This window comes from Porphyromonas vaginalis, from assembly GCF_958301595.1.
GTDB lineage: Bacteria > Bacteroidota > Bacteroidia > Bacteroidales > Porphyromonadaceae > Porphyromonas > Porphyromonas vaginalis.
In genome coordinates, this window is record NZ_CATQJU010000001.1 from 2,151,798 (window position 1) to 2,169,395 (window position 17,598).

The 17,598-nt window shown below is 51.6% G+C and carries 12 protein-coding genes, 1 tRNA gene and 1 riboswitch; of the genes, 3 read left to right on the top strand and 10 right to left on the bottom strand.

Translation table 11 applies throughout. The features are described 5' to 3' along the window. Positions 1-65: 65 nt before the first annotated feature. From asnS to Q2J34_RS08415, 9 genes are all read right to left on the bottom strand, one after another. On the bottom strand, positions 66-1,481 hold the full coding sequence (gene asnS, locus Q2J34_RS08375; protein WP_300969977.1) for an asparagine--tRNA ligase: 1,416 nt from the start codon (positions 1,479-1,481) through the stop codon (positions 66-68). A 28-nt stretch (positions 1,482-1,509) separates the two neighbouring features. Continuing rightward, positions 1,510-2,922, bottom strand: coding sequence for a pseudouridine synthase (locus tag Q2J34_RS08380; protein ID WP_300969979.1), 1,413 nt, complete (start codon positions 2,920-2,922; stop codon positions 1,510-1,512). A gap of 170 nt (positions 2,923-3,092) precedes the next feature. Next, positions 3,093-4,427 carry an adenylosuccinate lyase gene (gene purB, locus Q2J34_RS08385; RefSeq protein WP_300969981.1) on the bottom strand — a complete coding sequence of 445 codons (1,335 nt, stop codon included), beginning with the start codon at positions 4,425-4,427 and terminating at the stop codon, positions 3,093-3,095. A gap of 215 nt (positions 4,428-4,642) precedes the next feature. Continuing rightward, the gene (gene rplT, locus Q2J34_RS08390) at positions 4,643-4,990 is read right to left on the bottom strand and encodes a 50S ribosomal protein L20 (protein WP_293965705.1); all 348 of its coding nucleotides are present in this window, start codon (positions 4,988-4,990) and stop codon (positions 4,643-4,645) included. 57 nt (positions 4,991-5,047) lie between these two features. Further along, positions 5,048-5,242, bottom strand: coding sequence for a 50S ribosomal protein L35 (gene rpmI, locus Q2J34_RS08395; RefSeq protein WP_004331667.1), 195 nt, complete (start codon positions 5,240-5,242; stop codon positions 5,048-5,050). A gap of 159 nt (positions 5,243-5,401) precedes the next feature. Then, positions 5,402-6,031: a translation initiation factor IF-3 gene (gene infC / locus Q2J34_RS08400; protein WP_298888440.1), complete on the bottom strand. Its 630-nt coding sequence runs from the start codon at positions 6,029-6,031 to the stop codon at positions 5,402-5,404. 110 nt (positions 6,032-6,141) lie between these two features. Further along, positions 6,142-8,094, bottom strand: a complete 1,953-nt coding sequence (thrS, locus tag Q2J34_RS08405; RefSeq protein WP_298888442.1) for a threonine--tRNA ligase — start codon at positions 8,092-8,094, stop codon at positions 6,142-6,144. 751 nt (positions 8,095-8,845) lie between these two features. After that, on the bottom strand, positions 8,846-10,516 hold the full coding sequence (locus Q2J34_RS08410; protein WP_300969983.1) for a formate--tetrahydrofolate ligase: 1,671 nt from the start codon (positions 10,514-10,516) through the stop codon (positions 8,846-8,848). Between the two features lie 93 nt (positions 10,517-10,609). Continuing rightward, positions 10,610-10,682 (bottom strand) — tRNA-Thr (locus Q2J34_RS08415). A gap of 553 nt (positions 10,683-11,235) precedes the next feature. Next, positions 11,236-11,462: riboswitch (cobalamin riboswitch) on the top strand. Positions 11,463-11,516: 54 nt separating this feature from the next. On the opposite strand from Q2J34_RS08415, the gene Q2J34_RS08420 reads away from it, so the two are divergent. Both Q2J34_RS08420 and nrdG read left to right on the top strand, forming a co-directional pair. Then, positions 11,517-13,916: an anaerobic ribonucleoside triphosphate reductase gene (locus Q2J34_RS08420; protein WP_298886695.1), complete on the top strand. Its 2,400-nt coding sequence runs from the start codon at positions 11,517-11,519 to the stop codon at positions 13,914-13,916. A gap of 15 nt (positions 13,917-13,931) precedes the next feature. Beyond that, a complete protein-coding gene (nrdG, locus tag Q2J34_RS08425; protein WP_298886690.1) occupies positions 13,932-14,405 on the top strand; it encodes an anaerobic ribonucleoside-triphosphate reductase activating protein in 474 nt (157 codons plus the stop codon). On the opposite strand, the gene Q2J34_RS08430 is transcribed toward nrdG, so the two are convergent. Continuing rightward, on the bottom strand, positions 14,374-15,954 hold the full coding sequence (locus Q2J34_RS08430) for a S41 family peptidase (protein ID WP_300969985.1): 1,581 nt from the start codon (positions 15,952-15,954) through the stop codon (positions 14,374-14,376). The two genes, nrdG and Q2J34_RS08430, sit on opposite strands and share 32 nt — an antisense overlap. A gap of 615 nt (positions 15,955-16,569) precedes the next feature. On the opposite strand from Q2J34_RS08430, the gene Q2J34_RS08435 reads away from it, so the two are divergent. After that, a complete protein-coding gene (locus Q2J34_RS08435) occupies positions 16,570-16,968 on the top strand; it encodes a hypothetical protein (protein ID WP_300969987.1) in 399 nt (132 codons plus the stop codon). The last annotated feature ends 630 nt before the right edge of the window (positions 16,969-17,598 follow it).

Genomic DNA, 17,598 nt, shown 5'->3' on the forward strand with positions numbered 1-17,598 from the left:
GGGGAGGTGCTACAGCCTTGACTGATAAGATATGATCGCTAGTCCGCTAGCGAGTGGGGGAGGGACTAGAAGTTGGCGTTGTTTGGCGTGCGGGGGAAGGGGATCACGTCACGGATGTTGGTCATGCCAGTGACGAAGAGGAGGAGTCTCTCGAAGCCCAGTCCGAAGCCCGCATGTGGTGCTGAGCCGTAGCGACGGGTGTCGAGGTACCACCACAGATCCTTGTCCTTGATGCCGACCTCCTCGGCACGTGCCGTGAGCTTGTCGATGTCGGTCTCACGCTCGCTACCTCCGATGATCTCGCCGATGTGCGGGAAGAGGACGTCCATACCGCGTACAGTCTTGCCGTCATCGTTCTGCTTCATATAGAAGGCCTTGATCTCCTTCGGGTAGTCGGTCATGATGACGGGTGCGTTGTAGTGCTGCTCGACGAGGTAACGCTCATGCTCGCTGGCGAGGTCGGCACCCCAGTAGACGGGGAACTCGAACTTCTTGCCACCACGGACGGCCTCCTCGAGGATGGCGACACCCTCGGTGTAGGTGATGCGTACGAATGGACGCTCTACGACGAAGCGGATGCGCTCGATGAGCTCCTTGTCGTAATGCTCTGCGAGGAACTCGAGGTCGTCCATACAGTGATCTAGTGCCCACTGCAGACAGTGCTTGGTGAATGCCTCGGCGAGGTCTTGGTTGCCCTCATTATCCATAAAGGCGACCTCGGGCTCGACCATCCAGAACTCAGCGAGGTGGCGTGGGGTATTAGAGTTTTCAGCTCTAAAGGTAGGCCCAAAGGTGTAGATGCCACCTAGTGCCAGAGCGCCTAGCTCACCCTCTAGCTGTCCCGATACGGTCAGCGAGGTGTGCTTGCCAAAGAAGTCTTTGCTGTAGTCCACGCTCCCGTCTTTAGCGATGGGGAGCTTGTTCATGTCTAGCGTGGTGACGGTAAACATTTGCCCAGCGCCCTCGGCATCGCTCGATGTGATGATCGGCGTGTGGAGGTAGAAGTATCCACGCTCGTGAAAGAAGGTGTGGATCGCATAAGCCATGTTGTGGCGGATGCGGAGGACTGCTGCGAATGTGTTGGTACGTGGACGCAGGTGAGCAATCTCACGGAGGAACTCCAGTGTGTGTCCCTTCTTTTGCAGTGGATAGCGTACTGGGTCAGAGGTCCCGTAGATGGTTATTTCGTTAGCCTGTATCTCGTACTCTTGCCCTTGACCCTGTGAAGCGACGAGCGTACCAACGACACCGATAGCGGCGCCTGTGGTGATCTGCTCGAGGAGCTTGGGGTCAGTCTGGGTCTTGTCAATGACGATCTGTATGTTATGTACGGTCGAGCCATCGTTGAGCGCAACGAAGCAGACAGCTTTGTTGCCTCGCTTGGTGCGTACCCATCCCTTGACACAGACGGGCTGGGGGAGCTGACGCTGAGCGAGCTGGGGAAGCTCCTTGATAGTAGTGCGTGGTAGTGAGTTATTCATAGTATCTGCTGATATGGTTTATACCTATTTAGTCTTCTATCTCTTCGGATGCGAAGGGATGATCTGGTGTCTCTTGGTGCTTGTGGTAGACTTTGGTGGTGGGTGCTACGCCGTTGTCCTCTTGCTCCTTGACCCCCATGCGGAGGTAGCGTACCTCCTCGGGCGTTAGGTAGCGCCAGCGACCGCGGGGTAGATCTTTCTTAGTGAGACCTGCATAGTAGACACGGTCTAGATGCACGACGCGATAGCCTAGATGCTCGAAGATGCGGCGCACGATGCGGTTGCGGCCCGAGTGGATCTCTATGCCTACCTTGTCGTGGGTCTGTCCAGTGATATAGCTGATGGCATCGGCGTGTATCTCGCCATCCTCTAGCTCGAAGCCCTGAGCAATCATCTGCATGTGCTCTACGGTGACCTCCTTGTCGAGGGCTACCTCGTAGATCTTCTTCTTGCGAAAGGCGGGGTGCATCAAGCGCACCGCTAGGTCGCCATCATTGGTCAGAAGGAGGATGCCAGTCGTGTTGCGGTCTAGTCGACCGATGGGGTAGATGCGCTCGGTGCAAGCGTTGTGCACGAGGTCCATGACGGTGCGTCGCCCCTCGGGATCGGTAAGCGTGGTGACACAGTTCTTCGGCTTGTTGAGCAGTACGTAGACCTTAGCCTCTAGTGTGATGGGCTTGTCATCGACCATCACTTGGTCGGTCGGTAGCACCTGCGAGCCTAGCTCGGAGACGACGGAGCCATTGACCTTGACACGTCCAGCAGTGATGTACTGATCTGCTGTGCGACGTGAGCATAGACCAGAGTTGGAGAGGAACTTATTGAGTCGTATCGGTTCGCCAGCCTCGACTAGGGGAGAGGCGTAGCGTACAGGCTCGACAGGAGCCTTAGGCATGCGGGGCTTAGCTTCGCTCTTGCGCTGCTTGTTAGGACGCTGACCAGCGTTCTTGCGAGGAGCTGCGGAGCGCTTATCTTTACGATCCGTTGCATTGGCCCCTCTCTTGCGTCGTGGAGATGAGGTGCCAGCCTCTTCGCTATGTGCTTTAGGGCGGGTAGCCTTGCCTCTCTGCTTGGCGTATGGGTATATGACAGGGTCCTCCTGATTGCCATCGCCAACAACAGACATCGGTGCCACGACTTTGTGAAAACTCCGCTCTCCAGTATGTTGCTCGTCGAAGTTATGTCTTCGCTCTAAAGCTTTCTCAGCATTGATGTTGCGGGGCTTGACCATCTCGGAAGCATCTATGTTGCGATGCGTTACGGTGGCACTCTCCTCACCACTGACCTTGACACGGATCAAGGCCTCGCTGCTAGTGGGGCGTGCTATGCGTTGACGTCTGCGCTTGCCAGTAGATGCGGATGTGGGCACCTCGGCAGATGAGTCTGCAGAGGAACTCGTCTTGTGCTGTGCCTCTGATGTAGGATTGCTGTCTATGGACATGAAGCTGTTTGATGACTACACAACAGGCTTAGTGTGTTGCGTGGTATATTCTGTATCAAGGGGACTCTGTCGCTGTTCAAACAGTGCCAACAGGCTTTCCCTCGTATCTGACTAACTGTGGATCTTCCTAGTAGATCGAGCTACGACAAAGGTACTAATTTATTAGCAGACTAGAGCCCTACGTAGTTGTGCGGAGTGATCTGACGAAGCTCCTTTTTGACCTCCTCGGCAACCTCTAGGGTGTCGATGAAGTGGGCGATCGTCTCTTGGCTTATCTCCTCACCAGTACGGGTCAGTGCCTTGAGCGTCTCATAAGGGTGCGGATAACCCTCACGGCGCAGGATCGTCTGGATAGCTTCGGCGACCACGGCCCAGTTGCAGTCGAGGTCATGAGCGATGCGCTCGGGGTGGATGACTAGCTTGCCCAAACCCTTAGAGAGACTACTGAAAGCTATCAGTGTGTAGCCCATCGGGACGAGCTGATTGCGTATCACCGTCGAGTCGGTCAGATCACGCTGTAGACGAGATATGGGGAGCTTAGAGGCTAGATGTAGCGCCACGGCATTAGCTAGCCCGAGGTTGCCCTCAGCATTCTCAAAGTCAATAGGATTAACCTTGTGAGGCATCGCACTGGAGCCAACCTCTCCTGCCTTGATCTTCTGCCCGAAGTAACCCATAGAGATGTAGCTCCAGAAGTCTCGAGCCAGGTCTATGAGGATCGTGTTGATACGCGCCGTCGCCTCAAAGAGGGCAGCGAGGTTGTCGTAGTTAGAGATCTGTGTCGTGTACTGCTCACGCTCTAGCCCTAGCGATGTGAGGAAGTTATTGCCAAAAGCGACCCAGTCAATGGTGGGGTAGGCGACATGATGCGCATTAAAGTTGCCCGTAGCACCGCCAAACTTACCCGTGATAGGCACCTGCTCCAGAGCCTTAGTCTGCTGCTCCAAGCGATAGACGAAGACCATGATCTCCTTGCCCAGACGTGTGGGGCTAGCGGGCTGACCATGTGTGCGAGCCAGCATAGCGACATCGTGCCACTCACTGGCGAGCTGACGCAGCTGCTCGATGAGCTTTTGGAGCGTGGGGAGATAGACCTCGTGCAGTGCCTCGCGTAGCATCAGCGGGAAGGCGGTATTATTGACATCTTGCGATGTTAGTCCGAAGTGGACAAACTCCTCAATCTCCTCTAGTCCCAGCTGAGGTAGATGACGCTTGATGTAGTACTCAATAGCCTTGACATCATGATTGGTCGTAGCCTCGATATCTTTTACCTCTTGTGCGGCCTCTGTAGACCACTCTTTGTAAAGCTGCCTGAGAGCCTCTTGCTTAGACTCTGGGAGGGCTTTGCTCAGTGCGGGTATCGCTTGGGTTAGCGCTATGAGGTACTCCACCTCGATACGTACACGATAGCGGATAAGTGCCGACTCGGAGCTATATGCTGCTAGGGGAGCCGTCTTGCTCGCATAGCGACCATCTAGAGGTGAGATTGCTTGAAGAGCTGACATACTATATTATGGATTGAAGAGTGTTGTAAGATGACAGAAAGGAGTGTGTCGCCACACTAAGTCTGCTACAGCTGGCGCCGTCTGCTGACCATAGCCATAGCGACTCGATAGAAAATCGCTTAATGACTAGACGCAAGACTCAAGATCGTGATGTCATCAAGGAGACATCGTGCGTCCTGTGTCTTGCGCCTAGGCTTTATATTAGAGCCCGTTGTTTAGCCTCTAGCCTTTTCGCAGATAGACTTAAAGGCTTCGGGATTGTTCATAGCGAGGTCAGCGAGGACCTTACGATTGATCTCAATCCCCTGCTTGTGTAGGGCACCCATCAGTGTAGAGTAGGTCATACCCTCTAGACGTGCAGCAGCATTGATACGCTGTATCCATAGAGCGCGGAAAGAGCGCTTCTTGTTCTTACGGTCACGGTAAGCATAGGTGAGACCCTTCTCCCAGCCATTCTTGGCTACGGTCCAGACGTTGCTGCGGGCACCGATGTATCCGCGTGTTAGCTTGAGTATTCTTTTGCGCTTAGCTCGTGAAGCGACGTGATTTACTGATCTAGGCATTTCTTGTGTCGATTAGTGTGTTTGATAAATACGTACTAAACTCTGTTGAGTCCTCGATTAAAGGTTGAGCATCTCCTTGACGCTCTTCTCATTGTGTGGATCCACGAGAGCGGTGTAGGTAAGGTTGCGCTTACGCTTCTTGCTCTTTTTGGTGAGGATGTGACTCTTGTACGCATGCTTACGCTTGATGCGTCCGCTACCTGTCAGGAAAAAACGCTTCTTAGCGCCTGATACTGTCTTCTGTTTAGGCATTTTGTTTGGATTTTGAATTGTGTGAAACTATTGTTAGATGCACCCTTCCGACCAACTACCTAGAGGCACGCCTATGCCTGTTTGGATAGTCTGCTACGCACGGAGCATAGCTGGTAGGGTAGGTGACTTTACTTACTCATGAATGTGTCTATACTGTGACTACTCGTCATCGTTCTTCTCAGAGGCATCTTGATCAGACAGCTCCTCGCTGGTCTGCTTAGGCTCCTTCTTCTTACCCTTGGCAGAGGCTGGCTTGGGGGCTAGCATGATCGTCATGCGCTTGCCCTCCAGCACGGGCATATTCTCGACACGTGCCAAATCCTCTAGGTCGTTGGCAAAGCGTAGGAGAAGTATCTCGCCCTGATCCTTAAAGAGGATGCTGCGACCACGGAAGAAGACGTACGCCTTGACCTTAAAGCCCTCCTTGAGGAAGCCCTCGGCGTGACGTAGCTTGAAGTTGTAGTCGTGATCATCCGTCTGAGGTCCGAAGCGGATCTCCTTGACGACCACCTTAGCCTGCTTAGCCTTCTGCTCCTTCTGTCGCTTCTTCTGCTGGTAGAGAAACTTCTGGTAGTCAGTCACACGACATACAGGTGGCTCCGCATTCGGAGAGATCTCCACAAGGTCTAGCCCCTGCAGCTCGGCTATACGACGAGCTTGCTGGATAGGGTAGACCCCCTGCTCTACATTGTCACCGACGAGACGTACCTCACGATGAGGTATCTGCTCGTTGATCCGGTTCGGTTGCTCTTTGATGGGTGGACGTCTGAAATTTCTACTGTTTGCCATTCGTCTGCAATTAGCAGTTAGTGATTCGTTAGCAGTGTGCTAGGTTGGGGTTATTTGATCTAGTGCTTAGATTGATATGACTTATCTTTCTTGAGATAAATGACCGATGACTACCCTCTAGCATTCATCTGACTCTCTATCTCCTGAAGGATATGCTCGGCAAAGGTACTAATTTTTTCTGTACCTGCATCACCCTCGCCCTGCTTACGCACTGATACCGTGCCATCGGCCTGCTCCTGCTCACCGACGATCAGCATGTAGGGGATGCGCTTGAGCTCATTGTCTCGTATTTTGCGACCCACCTTCTCGTTGCGGTCGTCAACGGATACGCTGATGTCTTGCTCGCTCAGGGCTGCTGCTACCTCATAAGCGTAATCGTTGAAACGCTCCGAGACAGGCAGTATTACCACTTGGTCGGGTGCCAGCCATAGGGGGAACTTGCCCGCCGTGTGCTCTATGAGTACAGCTACAAATCGCTCCATAGAGCCAAAAGGTGCGCGGTGTATCATCACTGGGCGGTGCTTCTGATTGTCCTCGCCCGTGTACTCTAGGTCAAATCGCTCTGGTAGGTTGTAGTCTACCTGGATCGTACCCAGCTGCCAGCGTCTACCGAGAGCATCCTTGACCATAAAGTCAAGCTTCGGACCATAGAAAGCAGCCTCGTCGTACTCGACATGTGCTGGTAGACCAGCCTCCTGACAAGCCTCGATGATCGCTTGCTCAGCACGATCCCAGTTCTCTTCGCTACCGATGTACTTGCTGCGGTCAGTCTGACTACGTAGAGAAATCTGCGCCTCAAAGTTCTCAAAGTCCAGAGCCTTAAAGATGATGAAGATAATGTCCATCACCTTGAGAAACTCCTCCTTGACCTGATCAGGACGGCAGAAGATGTGTGCATCGTCTTGCGTAAAGCCACGTACACGCGTCAAGCCGTGTAGCTCACCGCTCTGCTCGTAGCGATAGACCGTGCCAAACTCAGCCAGACGTACTGGCAGATCTCTGTAGGAGTGTGGCTTGAGCCTATATATCTCACAGTGGTGAGGGCAGTTCATCGGCTTCAGCATGAAGGCCTCACCCTCCTGAGGAGTCGTGATCACTTGAAATGAGTCAGCACCATACTTAGCGTAGTGACCGCTCGTCTTGTAGAGCTCCACATTGCCGATGTGAGGCGTCATCACCTGCTGGTAGCCGTAGCGCTTCTGGATACGCTTGAGGAAGTCCTCGAGCTTGAGTCTCAGCTGTGTACCACGTGGTAGCCATAGAGGCAGCCCCTGTCCGACACGCTGTGAGAATGCAAAGAGCTCTAGCTCCTTACCTATCTTGCGGTGGTCACGCTTCTTTGCCTCTTCGAGCAGTGCGAGATACTCATCGAGGAGCTTCTTCTTGGGGAAGGTGATACCATATATACGAGTCAACTGCTTACGCGTCTCATCGCCACGCCAGTAAGCGCCAGCCACGCTCAGTAGCTTGACCGCCTTGATAGGCGCTGTAGAGGGAAGGTGCGGTCCACGGCAAAGATCCGTGAAAGCACCCTGCGTATAGGTCGTGATGGTGCCATCCTCTAGATCGTTGATCAGCTCTAGCTTGTAGCCCTGACCCGTTTTCTTGAAGAAGTCCAGAGCATCGCTCTTAGAGATCGACTTACGCTCGAGCGTCTCCTTGCGACGCGCCAGCTCCAGCATCTTAGCCTCGATCTTCGGCAGATCCTCCGACTTGATCACCTCGTCACCAGTATCTATATCATAGTAAAAGCCCGCCTCGATAGCAGGTCCTATGCCAAACTGTACGCCAGGATAAAGCTCCTGTAGCGCCTCCGCCATAAGGTGAGCTGAGGTGTGCCAAAAGGCGTGCTTGCCGCCCTCGTCCTCCCACTTGAGGAGCTTGATGTGGGCATCATGCATCAGCGGTGTACGCACATCTATGAGCTTGCCATCGCACTCGGCTGCTAGGACCTCTTGCGCCAGTCGCTCGCTGATGCTATTCGCTATATCTAGCGGGGTCACCCCCTGCTTCATTTCCTTCACACTGCCGTCGGGTAGTGTGATATGTATCTGATCAGACATAAGTGGTGTGTTGTAGTCGACTATATAATAAGGAGACTCTTGCTCGCAGCAATCATCTCAAAAAAGGTATATACGCCACAAAGGTACAAAAAAAGCTTTCACTCTCCACCCCGCAAAGGACGCACGCACTCCCGCGGAGCGTCTGTCTTCGAACCGGCCGTGACGTACGGACGCACGGTCGGACGTGTTACGATTTGTATGGACGCACGGTCTGTGCGTCCGTCCCCGTTAAAACCTTGACGCTGTAACCTTTGACACAACGGACGCATAGCCCGTGCGTCCCTGTCAATGGTTACGGAGTTATGCATTGTGCCAAAGTGTGGCGTCGTCTCGTAGGTGCGAGCGAATCTTTAGCGGGTTGCACGTGTCGACTTGGCTACCTATATATAATGTGGTAAATAGCCCGGAAGGGTCGTCCCATACTGATGGGACGAAAATATCTCACCCCGTGTGGAACGAAAAAATCCCAAGGGGGGGGATTTCAAAATCCCCTCGGAGGGACGAAAAGATCCCGGGATCTTGAAGTATCCACGTGGAAAATGAGAAGTGCCCACGTAGGGGCGAAATAAAACTTCGGAAGAATCAAATGAAACTTCGGAGGAGTTTTTTCTTCCCCACGTGGAGAATAAAAAATATCCACGTGAAATTTGAGATTTCTCACGTGGATATTGAATTAGAGATTGGACTTTAGAGGTTAGAGATGTGATACCTACTGTGGGGATCACGTCTCGTCGGTTTAGCCGACTTGCTTTTAGCTCAGCCCCTCGATGACGCCATCGACGATGTCCATGTGGACTGCTTGTGGCTCCTTGGGTAGTCCAGGCATACGCATGATGCTGCCCATGATGACGACGATCATCTCAGCACCGCTGTTGAGGACGATGTCCTCGACCTTCATGTCGAAGTCGCGTATGTCTCCATAACCCTTGGGATCTGCCGAGAAGGAGTACTGCGTCTTGGCGATGCAGATAGGGTAGCGCTCCATGTTGAGCTCGTGGATGCGAGCAAGCTTCTTCTCCGCCTTGCTACTATAGGTAACGTTGGCAGCGCCGTAGATGCGCTTAGCGATGTGCTCGACCTTTGTCTTGACAGGTTCACTGAGCTCGTAGACGTGATCGATAGGCTCTGAGGGATGCTCCTCGATGGTCTTGACGACTAGCTCAGCCAGCTCGGTAGCACCCTTGCCACCCTCGCTGTAAGCGTTGTTGATCGCAAAGCCGCAGCCTAGGACCTGCTCGCAGTGATTGCGTACGATCTCGATCTCCTCGTCGGTGTCGGTAGCGTAGCGGTTGAAGGCGACGACCACCGTCTGCCCGAAGTTGTGCAGGTTGTGCACGTGGCGGTCCAAGTTAGCTAGACCCTTACGGACGCCCTCTATGTCCTTCTCGTAGATCTGCTTTTCGTTGACATCGCCGTGCATCTTGAGACCCGCTAGGGTAGCTACGATGACCGTCAGCTTGGGCGTGATGCCCGCTACACGACACTTGATGTCGAGGAACTTCTCTGCACCGAGGTCTGCACCGAAGCCTGCCTCCGTGATCGTGTAGTCGCAGCAAGACATAGCCATCTTAGTCGCGATGATCGAGTTGCAGCCGTGAGCGATATTGGCAAAAGGTCCGCCATGGATGAAGGCGGGTGTCCCCTCGGTGGTCTGTACGAGGTTAGGCTTGATAGCATCCTTCAGGAGGATGGTGATAGCGCCTCCGATGCCTAGATCCTTAACGCGAAATGGCTCCTTAGCCTTGGTATAGCCGAGGAGGATATTGTCGATACGACGGCGCAGGTCGTCAAGGTCAGATGCCAAGCAGAGGATTGCCATAATCTCACTTGCAGGGGTGATATCGAAGCCAGTCTCCGTGGGGACGCCATTGCCTACACCGCCCAGACCGGTGATGCAGTTACGCAGTGAGCGATCGTTGACGTCGAGGACGCGCTTCCAGAGCACCTCGGAGAGTCCCTCGCAGCTATTTCTATTCTGATAGATATAGTTGTCTAGGAGTGCGGTGATCATGTTGTGTGCAGAGGTGATGGCGTGAAAGTCACCAGTGAAGTGAAGGTTGATGTTCTCCATGGGTAACACCTGTGCGTATCCACCACCTGCGGCACCACCCTTCATACCGAAGCAGGGACCGAGCGAGGGCTCACGAAGAGCCACGGCGGCACTCTTGCCGATCTTGTTGAGTCCTAGAGCGAGACCGATAGAGACGGTGGTCTTACCGACACCGGCCTTGGTCGGTGTGATAGCGGTCACGAGGATGAGGTTGCTCTGAGCTATCTTGTCAGGGTCCATGCGCTCATGCGAAACTTTGCCGATGTAGTGCCCGTAGGGCTCTAGTTCTTGATCTGTGATGCGGAGCTGGTGAGCGATCTCCTCAATGGGCTTGAGCTGGCACTCACGAGCTATCTGAATATCTGATTTCATTGTGGTACTATGTTAGTGTATAAAGAAAGAAAGGCACCCCCTACAGGGTCAGGTAGACCACTATAGACGACGCCCTAAGGAAGTGATATTAAGAGCCGAAAGCCGGACTCGAACCGGCGACCTACTCATTACGAATGAGTTGCTCTACCAACTGAGCTATTTCGGCGTCTCATTGACGATGCAAAAGTACAACAAACTTTTGATACTACAAAACTTTTGGTACTACAAAATTTTTGGTACTAACTCGATCCTGCAACGCTTACGGGTAGCGACATCTAGGATCGCACGGTTCGTGTCTAGTGGGAGGGCGTCCGTTGTGTCAAAGGTTACAGCGTCTGATGGCTGGATTTGTCGTGTTGATGTGGTTCGTGTAGGGGCGGACCTGCGTGTCCGCCCACAGAGCACACTGCGCTTCGACGAGGACGGGCGGACACATAGGTCCGCCCCTACAAATCGTAACATGTATCGTCGCTACTCGTATCGATGTTGACAACTTAGTCGACGAAGTGGAGTGAGAGAAGATTCTAATTAGAAAACTTCTCGGAGATAGTGTTTTTGCAAATAGCTAAACAACAGTATGTTGTGAATTTGTTTTGGACAACTTTTCAACAGTTGTTGATTTAGAAGTTGTTTTATTTGGTCATCTCGCTGGAATGTTGTAATATTGCATTCGCAATAAACGAGGATGTTTTACGCCGCCCGTCTTTCGTTCGTTTGCAATCTCATAATACTGATAGGGTGTACTAGTGCACATCGCCTAGTCACTGGGAAACTGGTGCAAGTCCAGTACAGAACCCGCTGCTGTAATTCTCGCTATAGAGGAGGATCATATATCCACTGTCTATATAATAAGATGGGAAGGAGATCACTCCAAGCAGGGCTACGCTACACACAGCCTAGTCCCGACGAGATAAGTCAGAAGACCGACCCGAGTAGACGGAGATAGCACGAGAGAAGGAAGATACGTGAAGGTCCTCACATTACTTTCGGGAATTGAAGTATGACAACAACTATCAAGCAAATCATCAAACGGGATGGGCTGCAAGAGCCGTTTACCCCGTCCAAGATTGAGAACGCCGTTCTCAAAGCCTACATCGCCACAGGTCAGACTGAGTGTCTCCAAGAGGCGAAAACTGTTACCATGGGTGTGCTAGCGCGCATCGAGCAGGAGGTCATTTCTGTCGAGGAGGTGCAGGACCTCGTCGAGAGCGAGCTCATGAAGGTGCAGCCCGAGGTGGCTAAGCGCTACATACTCTATCGTGAGTGGCGTAACACAGAGCGTCAGAAGAAGAGCGAGCTCAAGCGCAACCTCGACGGCATCGTGACTATCGACAGTAACGATGTCAACCTGAGCAACGCTAATATGAGTAGTCACACGCCTGCAGGGCAGATGATGACCTTCGCCTCGGAGGTTTCTAAGGACTACACCTACCGCTACCTGCTCCCCACGCAGTACGCTGAGGCGCATCGTCGCGGAGACATACATATCCACGACCTCGACTACTACCCCACGAAGACGACTACTTGCATCCAGTACGACCTGGCGGATCTGTACGAGCGAGGCTTCCATACGAAGAATGGTAGCATCCGCACGCCTCAGAGCATACAGAGCTATGCGACGCTGGCGACGATCGTCTTCCAGACGAACCAAAACGAGCAGCATGGCGGGCAGGCGATACCAGCCTTTGACTTCTTCATGGCACCTGGCGTCTACAAGACTTTTCTCAAGCATGTGGCCGACACGACACGCCTATTCCTCCACTGCCAGGGTGCTACGGATCTGCCCACCGTACGAGAGATACGAGAGCTGGCAGAGCAGCATCTGGATAGTATCGTACCGACCTCGACAGCGGTGACGAATCTGTGCCAAGCTCTAAGCCAAAGGGTCAATAAAGAGATACCTCGCAAAGAGGTGGTCTACTTGATCAACCAAGCGATAGAGCGCACACGTCGTGACACGCATCAAGCGATGGAGGGCTTCATACACAACCTCAACACGATGCACTCACGAGGAGGCAATCAGGTGGTCTTTAGCTCGATCAATTACGGTACCGACACCTCGGCCGAGGGACGTATGGTGATCGAGGAGCTGATGAAAGCAACGACTGAAGGTCTCGGCGTAGGTGGAGAAGTGCCAGTCTTCCCGATACAGATCTTTAAAGTCAAGGATGGGGTCAACTACTCCGAGGCGGACTTTGACCGTGCGATGAAAGACTTCGACAGTGCCGTGGCTGGAGAGATAGAGTTTGAGACGCCAAACTTTGACCTCTTCCTGAAAGCTTGCGAGACGACGGCAAAGGCGCTTTTCCCCAACTTTGTTTTCCTTGATACGCCCTTCAATCATAGTGATGAGTGGGATGCCAATGACCCGCTGCGCTACCGCCATGAGATTGCGACGATGGGATGCCGTACGCGTGTCTTCGAGAATATCAATGGTCCTCGCACCTCAATAGGTCGTGGCAATCTCTCCTTTACGACGATCAATCTGCCACGCCTAGCGATCGAGGCGATGCGCTATGCTAAGGAGCAGATGGGTACGAAGGAGGATATAGGCAAGATGCGTAGCATAGCGATCAATAAGCTCTATACATCGATACGTGAGATGGCTCAGCTCGTGGGCGAACAGCTACACACGCGCTACGAGTTTCAGGCGACAGCCTTGGCACGTCAGTTCCCCTTTATGATGGGCAATGATGTCTGGAAGGGTGGGGGAGCTCTGCGTCCCAACGATCCCGTGGGTCACGTGATAGACAGCGGCACGCTCGGCATCGGCTTCATCGGTGGGCACAACGCTATGTGCGCCATCTACGGTGAGGGACACGGCACCAACGAGGATGCTTGGCACACGCTCTACCACTGTGTCGAGATCATTGGTGAGGTAGCACAGGAGTTCAAGGAGCGCTATCACCTCAACTACTCCGTACTAGCCACTCCAGCGGAGGGTCTCTCAGGTCGCTTCACACGCCTCGACCGTAAGCGCTACGGGACCATCGAGGGGGTTAACGATAGAGCATACTATGTCAACTCCTTCCACATCGATGTCAAGGAGGAGATACGCATCGCGGATAAGATACGTCTGGAGGCGCCCTTCCATGCACTCACGCTAGGAGGACACATTACCTATATAGAGCTCGATGGCGAGGCTAAGAAGAATGTCAAGGCTATCGCCAAGATTGTCAAGCTGATGCAAGACAACCACATTGGCTACGGCTCTATCAATCACCCGATAGATACTTGTCGCGAGTGTCACTACAAGGGGGTCATCTATGCTAAGTGCCCGATATGTGGTGGCGAGGATATACTACGTATGCGTCGCATCACGGGCTACCTGACGGGCGATCTCGCCTCGTGGAACTCTGCCAAGCGTGCCGAGGAGGCTGATCGCGTCAAGCATCACTAGTCAGATTTCTCTCGGATGAACGTCCTCAAGGTCATACCCGAGACCATCCTCGACGGTGATGGGATACGCTGCTCGATCTACTTAGCGGGCTGCTCCCATCACTGCCTGGGGTGTCACAACCCTGAGAGTCACAATCCGCTCGTAGGGACGCCCCTGACGGAGGCATACCTGCAGCAGATCATCGACGACATCAACGGCAATCCCCTCCTCGACGGCATCACGCTGAGTGGAGGGGATCCGATGTTCTGCCCTGAGGAGCTGCTCACGTTGCTCCAGCGTCTCAAGCGAGACACGGGGCAAGAGATCTGGTGCTACACGGGCTACACGCTCGAGCAGATCGAGCAAGACCCCACACGCGCCCCACTACTAGACTATATAGATGTACTCGTTGACGGCCGCTTCGTGCAGAGTCTCTACGACCCCCAGCTCCCCTTCAGAGGTAGCTCCAATCAGCGCATTATAGCACTGCACAAAGAGTCTGCTCAATAGCTTTTGATAGATATGGGTCTACATTGGTCAGAATAGTATCTGTCTCAAAAAGAACTGGAACGTCGATCTTGACACCTCTCCCATTCATTGGAAAGTAGTTTGAGTCCAAGACCCCTAAGCCTGTCAAGAAAGTCATGACTCCTCCTGGGAATTCGTATAAATGTACGTTCCCATTCGCTCCAGATGAAGAAGTTCCTACAGTGATGGCTTTGGGGTTCTTTTGTAGCATCATGCAGAGATACTCTGAGAAGCTCTCGGTTTGGTTGTCTACGAGCAGAATAACATTACCCTTATAATAGTTTTCACTGCCTAGATGCTGAGGCCCAGCCACATACTTAAACTCTCCTGGCCGCTGACTGTCAGGGTAGACTATGTATGAGAAGTTTTCAGTTTGGGGGATAAAGCACTTAGATAATTCCCAAAAAGACGACGGATATGGATAGCATCTTAAGTCAAGAATAATGTATTGGGCATTGCAAACTTGACGATAAAACCTCTCCACATTGTCTTGCTTTGCTGATGCCAAATGCCAGTAAGCAACCGAGTCGTTAAGCCACTGAGGCTTCATTTTACCCTCTTCCTCTAGCTTCAGAGAGTTGAAGTAATCCATATGTTCGCTTTTTTCTTTGACTTCCAAGGTATCCTTGTTTCGTCGAATCTTCAAGACGAAGCTCTCTTTAGGAGTTGACAAAATTGCATTATTGAGAAACTTATCTCGAGTTGAAGCATTGCTCGCAGAGACAAAAAGAGCAAGACTATCACTTAGGTGTTTTATGGGGATGGAGTTTACCGATAGGACTTCATCCCCTATTTTTACATTGGTGGGATAGTTGGCTGATCTCTTACTGTACACAAACCATCTCCCCGATAGAGATCTCATCCTAAATCCAGCCCTGCGCTCTCCGAATAGAAGCGTATCCATTGCTGTCGAGTGAGACGCATGAGAGTCATTCAGTCTTGCTGTGATATAGCGGATTGCCTTGTGGTAATCAACTTCGTTCTCAACGTGCAAAAACATTGGGATAGCCTGTTGCAAGGACAAGTCCCAAGGCTGCTCGAACAACTGCCTGTTTGGATAGAAGTAATAGACAAAAGAGTAGAAGTCAAAGAGCCCGATAAGACGATTAAGAGGATTACGCCAATCAAGATCTCGATAAGAGCCTCTCCTCCTTATGGGTCCATTAGGTTTGTTGTAAGTGGCAAAGCTCGCACTAGTCTTATCTATCTGAGTGTAAGCGTGAGCGAGCCGACCGAGGAGCATCTTGCTTTCTTGAGTCAGGTCAGAAGACTCTCGCACCCATCCTTCTTCACTTATCGCAAAGAGACTATCAGCATTTGTCTCCCCTCCTATGCGTGCCAGCTCTGTACTTAATGCTTGCTGTAGTTTGTCATTAAAACTCTTGATAGAGACATTCTCCTCAACCACCTCCTGCAATATAGGATAGAGCAGTTCACGAGCATAGTTCTCTTTATAAGATGTCGATTTGTACTCAATTAGTCCATATATCTTTGCTGTATAAAACAGCTCTCTTTCTCTCTCTGAAACCATACTATCTGGCAAACAGACAGGATGATTAGCCATCCTATAGACTGGATCTATAGGAGAAATACTTGCCTCAAAAGAGGTCTCAAGAAGTCGGACATAACGAACGATCCCATACCCTAAAAGGATGAGAACAAAGAAGACAACAACAAACCAAAATAGATACTTCGGTCTCTTCACGAGTAAAATAGTAAGAAGATTATACGGAGCGAATACGTGGGATAAGCACTATGTGCATTCTTATATTCACTGCAAATGTACTTGTTTTTAAGTGGATTTGACACGATGTAGAAGCCTCTCTCTTCTAGGGGAAAATCGTTAAACACCGAATAGCTAAAGAATGGAATGTACGCGCAGACCATAGCTGATGCATTATAATAGCTCCGCTTAACGACCTGCTAGGAATAGCGTGTTAGATGAGTTCATTATATTATAATGTATCAGCCGTGTCTTAGCATTTTGTTGTTTGCAAAAAGAAAACTATCTTTGCAACATAGTGGTTGTTTCATCCTCTGGTACAAGGTGTTGAATCAGCGGGAGACTTCAACAAGAGATCTAACGAGCGCGAAGAAACAGGCATACAAGACAAACCAACAATACTAACTTCTAAGCTTTATAATTATGAGACATACGACATGGTTATGTGCTTTGCTCCTATTCCTGCTACCACTCGTGGCAAAGGGACAGCAGCAGGTGACGCTGGACAAATCTCAGCAAGAGATCGCTAAGGTCATAGAGACCGTCATGCACCTATCTGAGCAAGAGGCTATCCTCGATCAGGCGGATGCTACGACACGTAAGGCTGTCGAGGCTGTGCGTGCCCTCACTGGCCAAAAAGAATACAGTGAGAAGAGGGCTACAGACCTAGCCTCTGCACTGACTCTAGAAGACAATCACATCGTAATCCTCCCCAAGTATCAGGATCTAGCAGAGACAGCCAGGTGGGATGGCGTATCCCTCGCAGAATTAGTGAAGGCGATAGACGACTTTCGCACTGCAGCACTAACTAGTCAGCCTTAATTGACTGTGTAGTCTGCATCTTTCGCTCTTATCCTTCTAGAGACTGTCGCTTGTAGTGGCAGTCTCTAGACGTTTTTTAGCGACCTATTTGTTTCCAAATGAGCCTCTTTTACGGAGAATATCAGGGAAACCTTATTGCCCACTCAAAAATGTCTGGAGTGTAGCCTGCCCTGAAACGCAGATGCCCTCCCCAGGGCTGACGCATTATAATCGCTCTGTCAGGGACTACACATGAGCGACAAGCAAGGCATAGATGAGGTCACTATATATAATGTATCAGCCATGGATTGGCTGTTGGCTGTTAGCTATTGGCTGTTAGCTATCGGAACCATCGGAGCTATCAGAGTGATCGGATCTCTAATTTCTAACTTCTAACCTCTAATCTCTAATAACATATCTTTACAGGGGAAATTGTTCGATCCCCGCCTTTCTCGAATATCCACGTGGAAAATCTCAAATCTCCACGTGGATATTTTTTATTTCCCACGTGGGCGTGAAATAAAACTTCGGAGGAATCAAATGAAACTTCGGAAGAATCAAATGAAACTTCCGAGGAATTTTTTCTTCTCCACGTGGGAATTTCGAAATATCCACGTGGAAATCAGTTTTCCCCGACATGGTGCCGTTTCG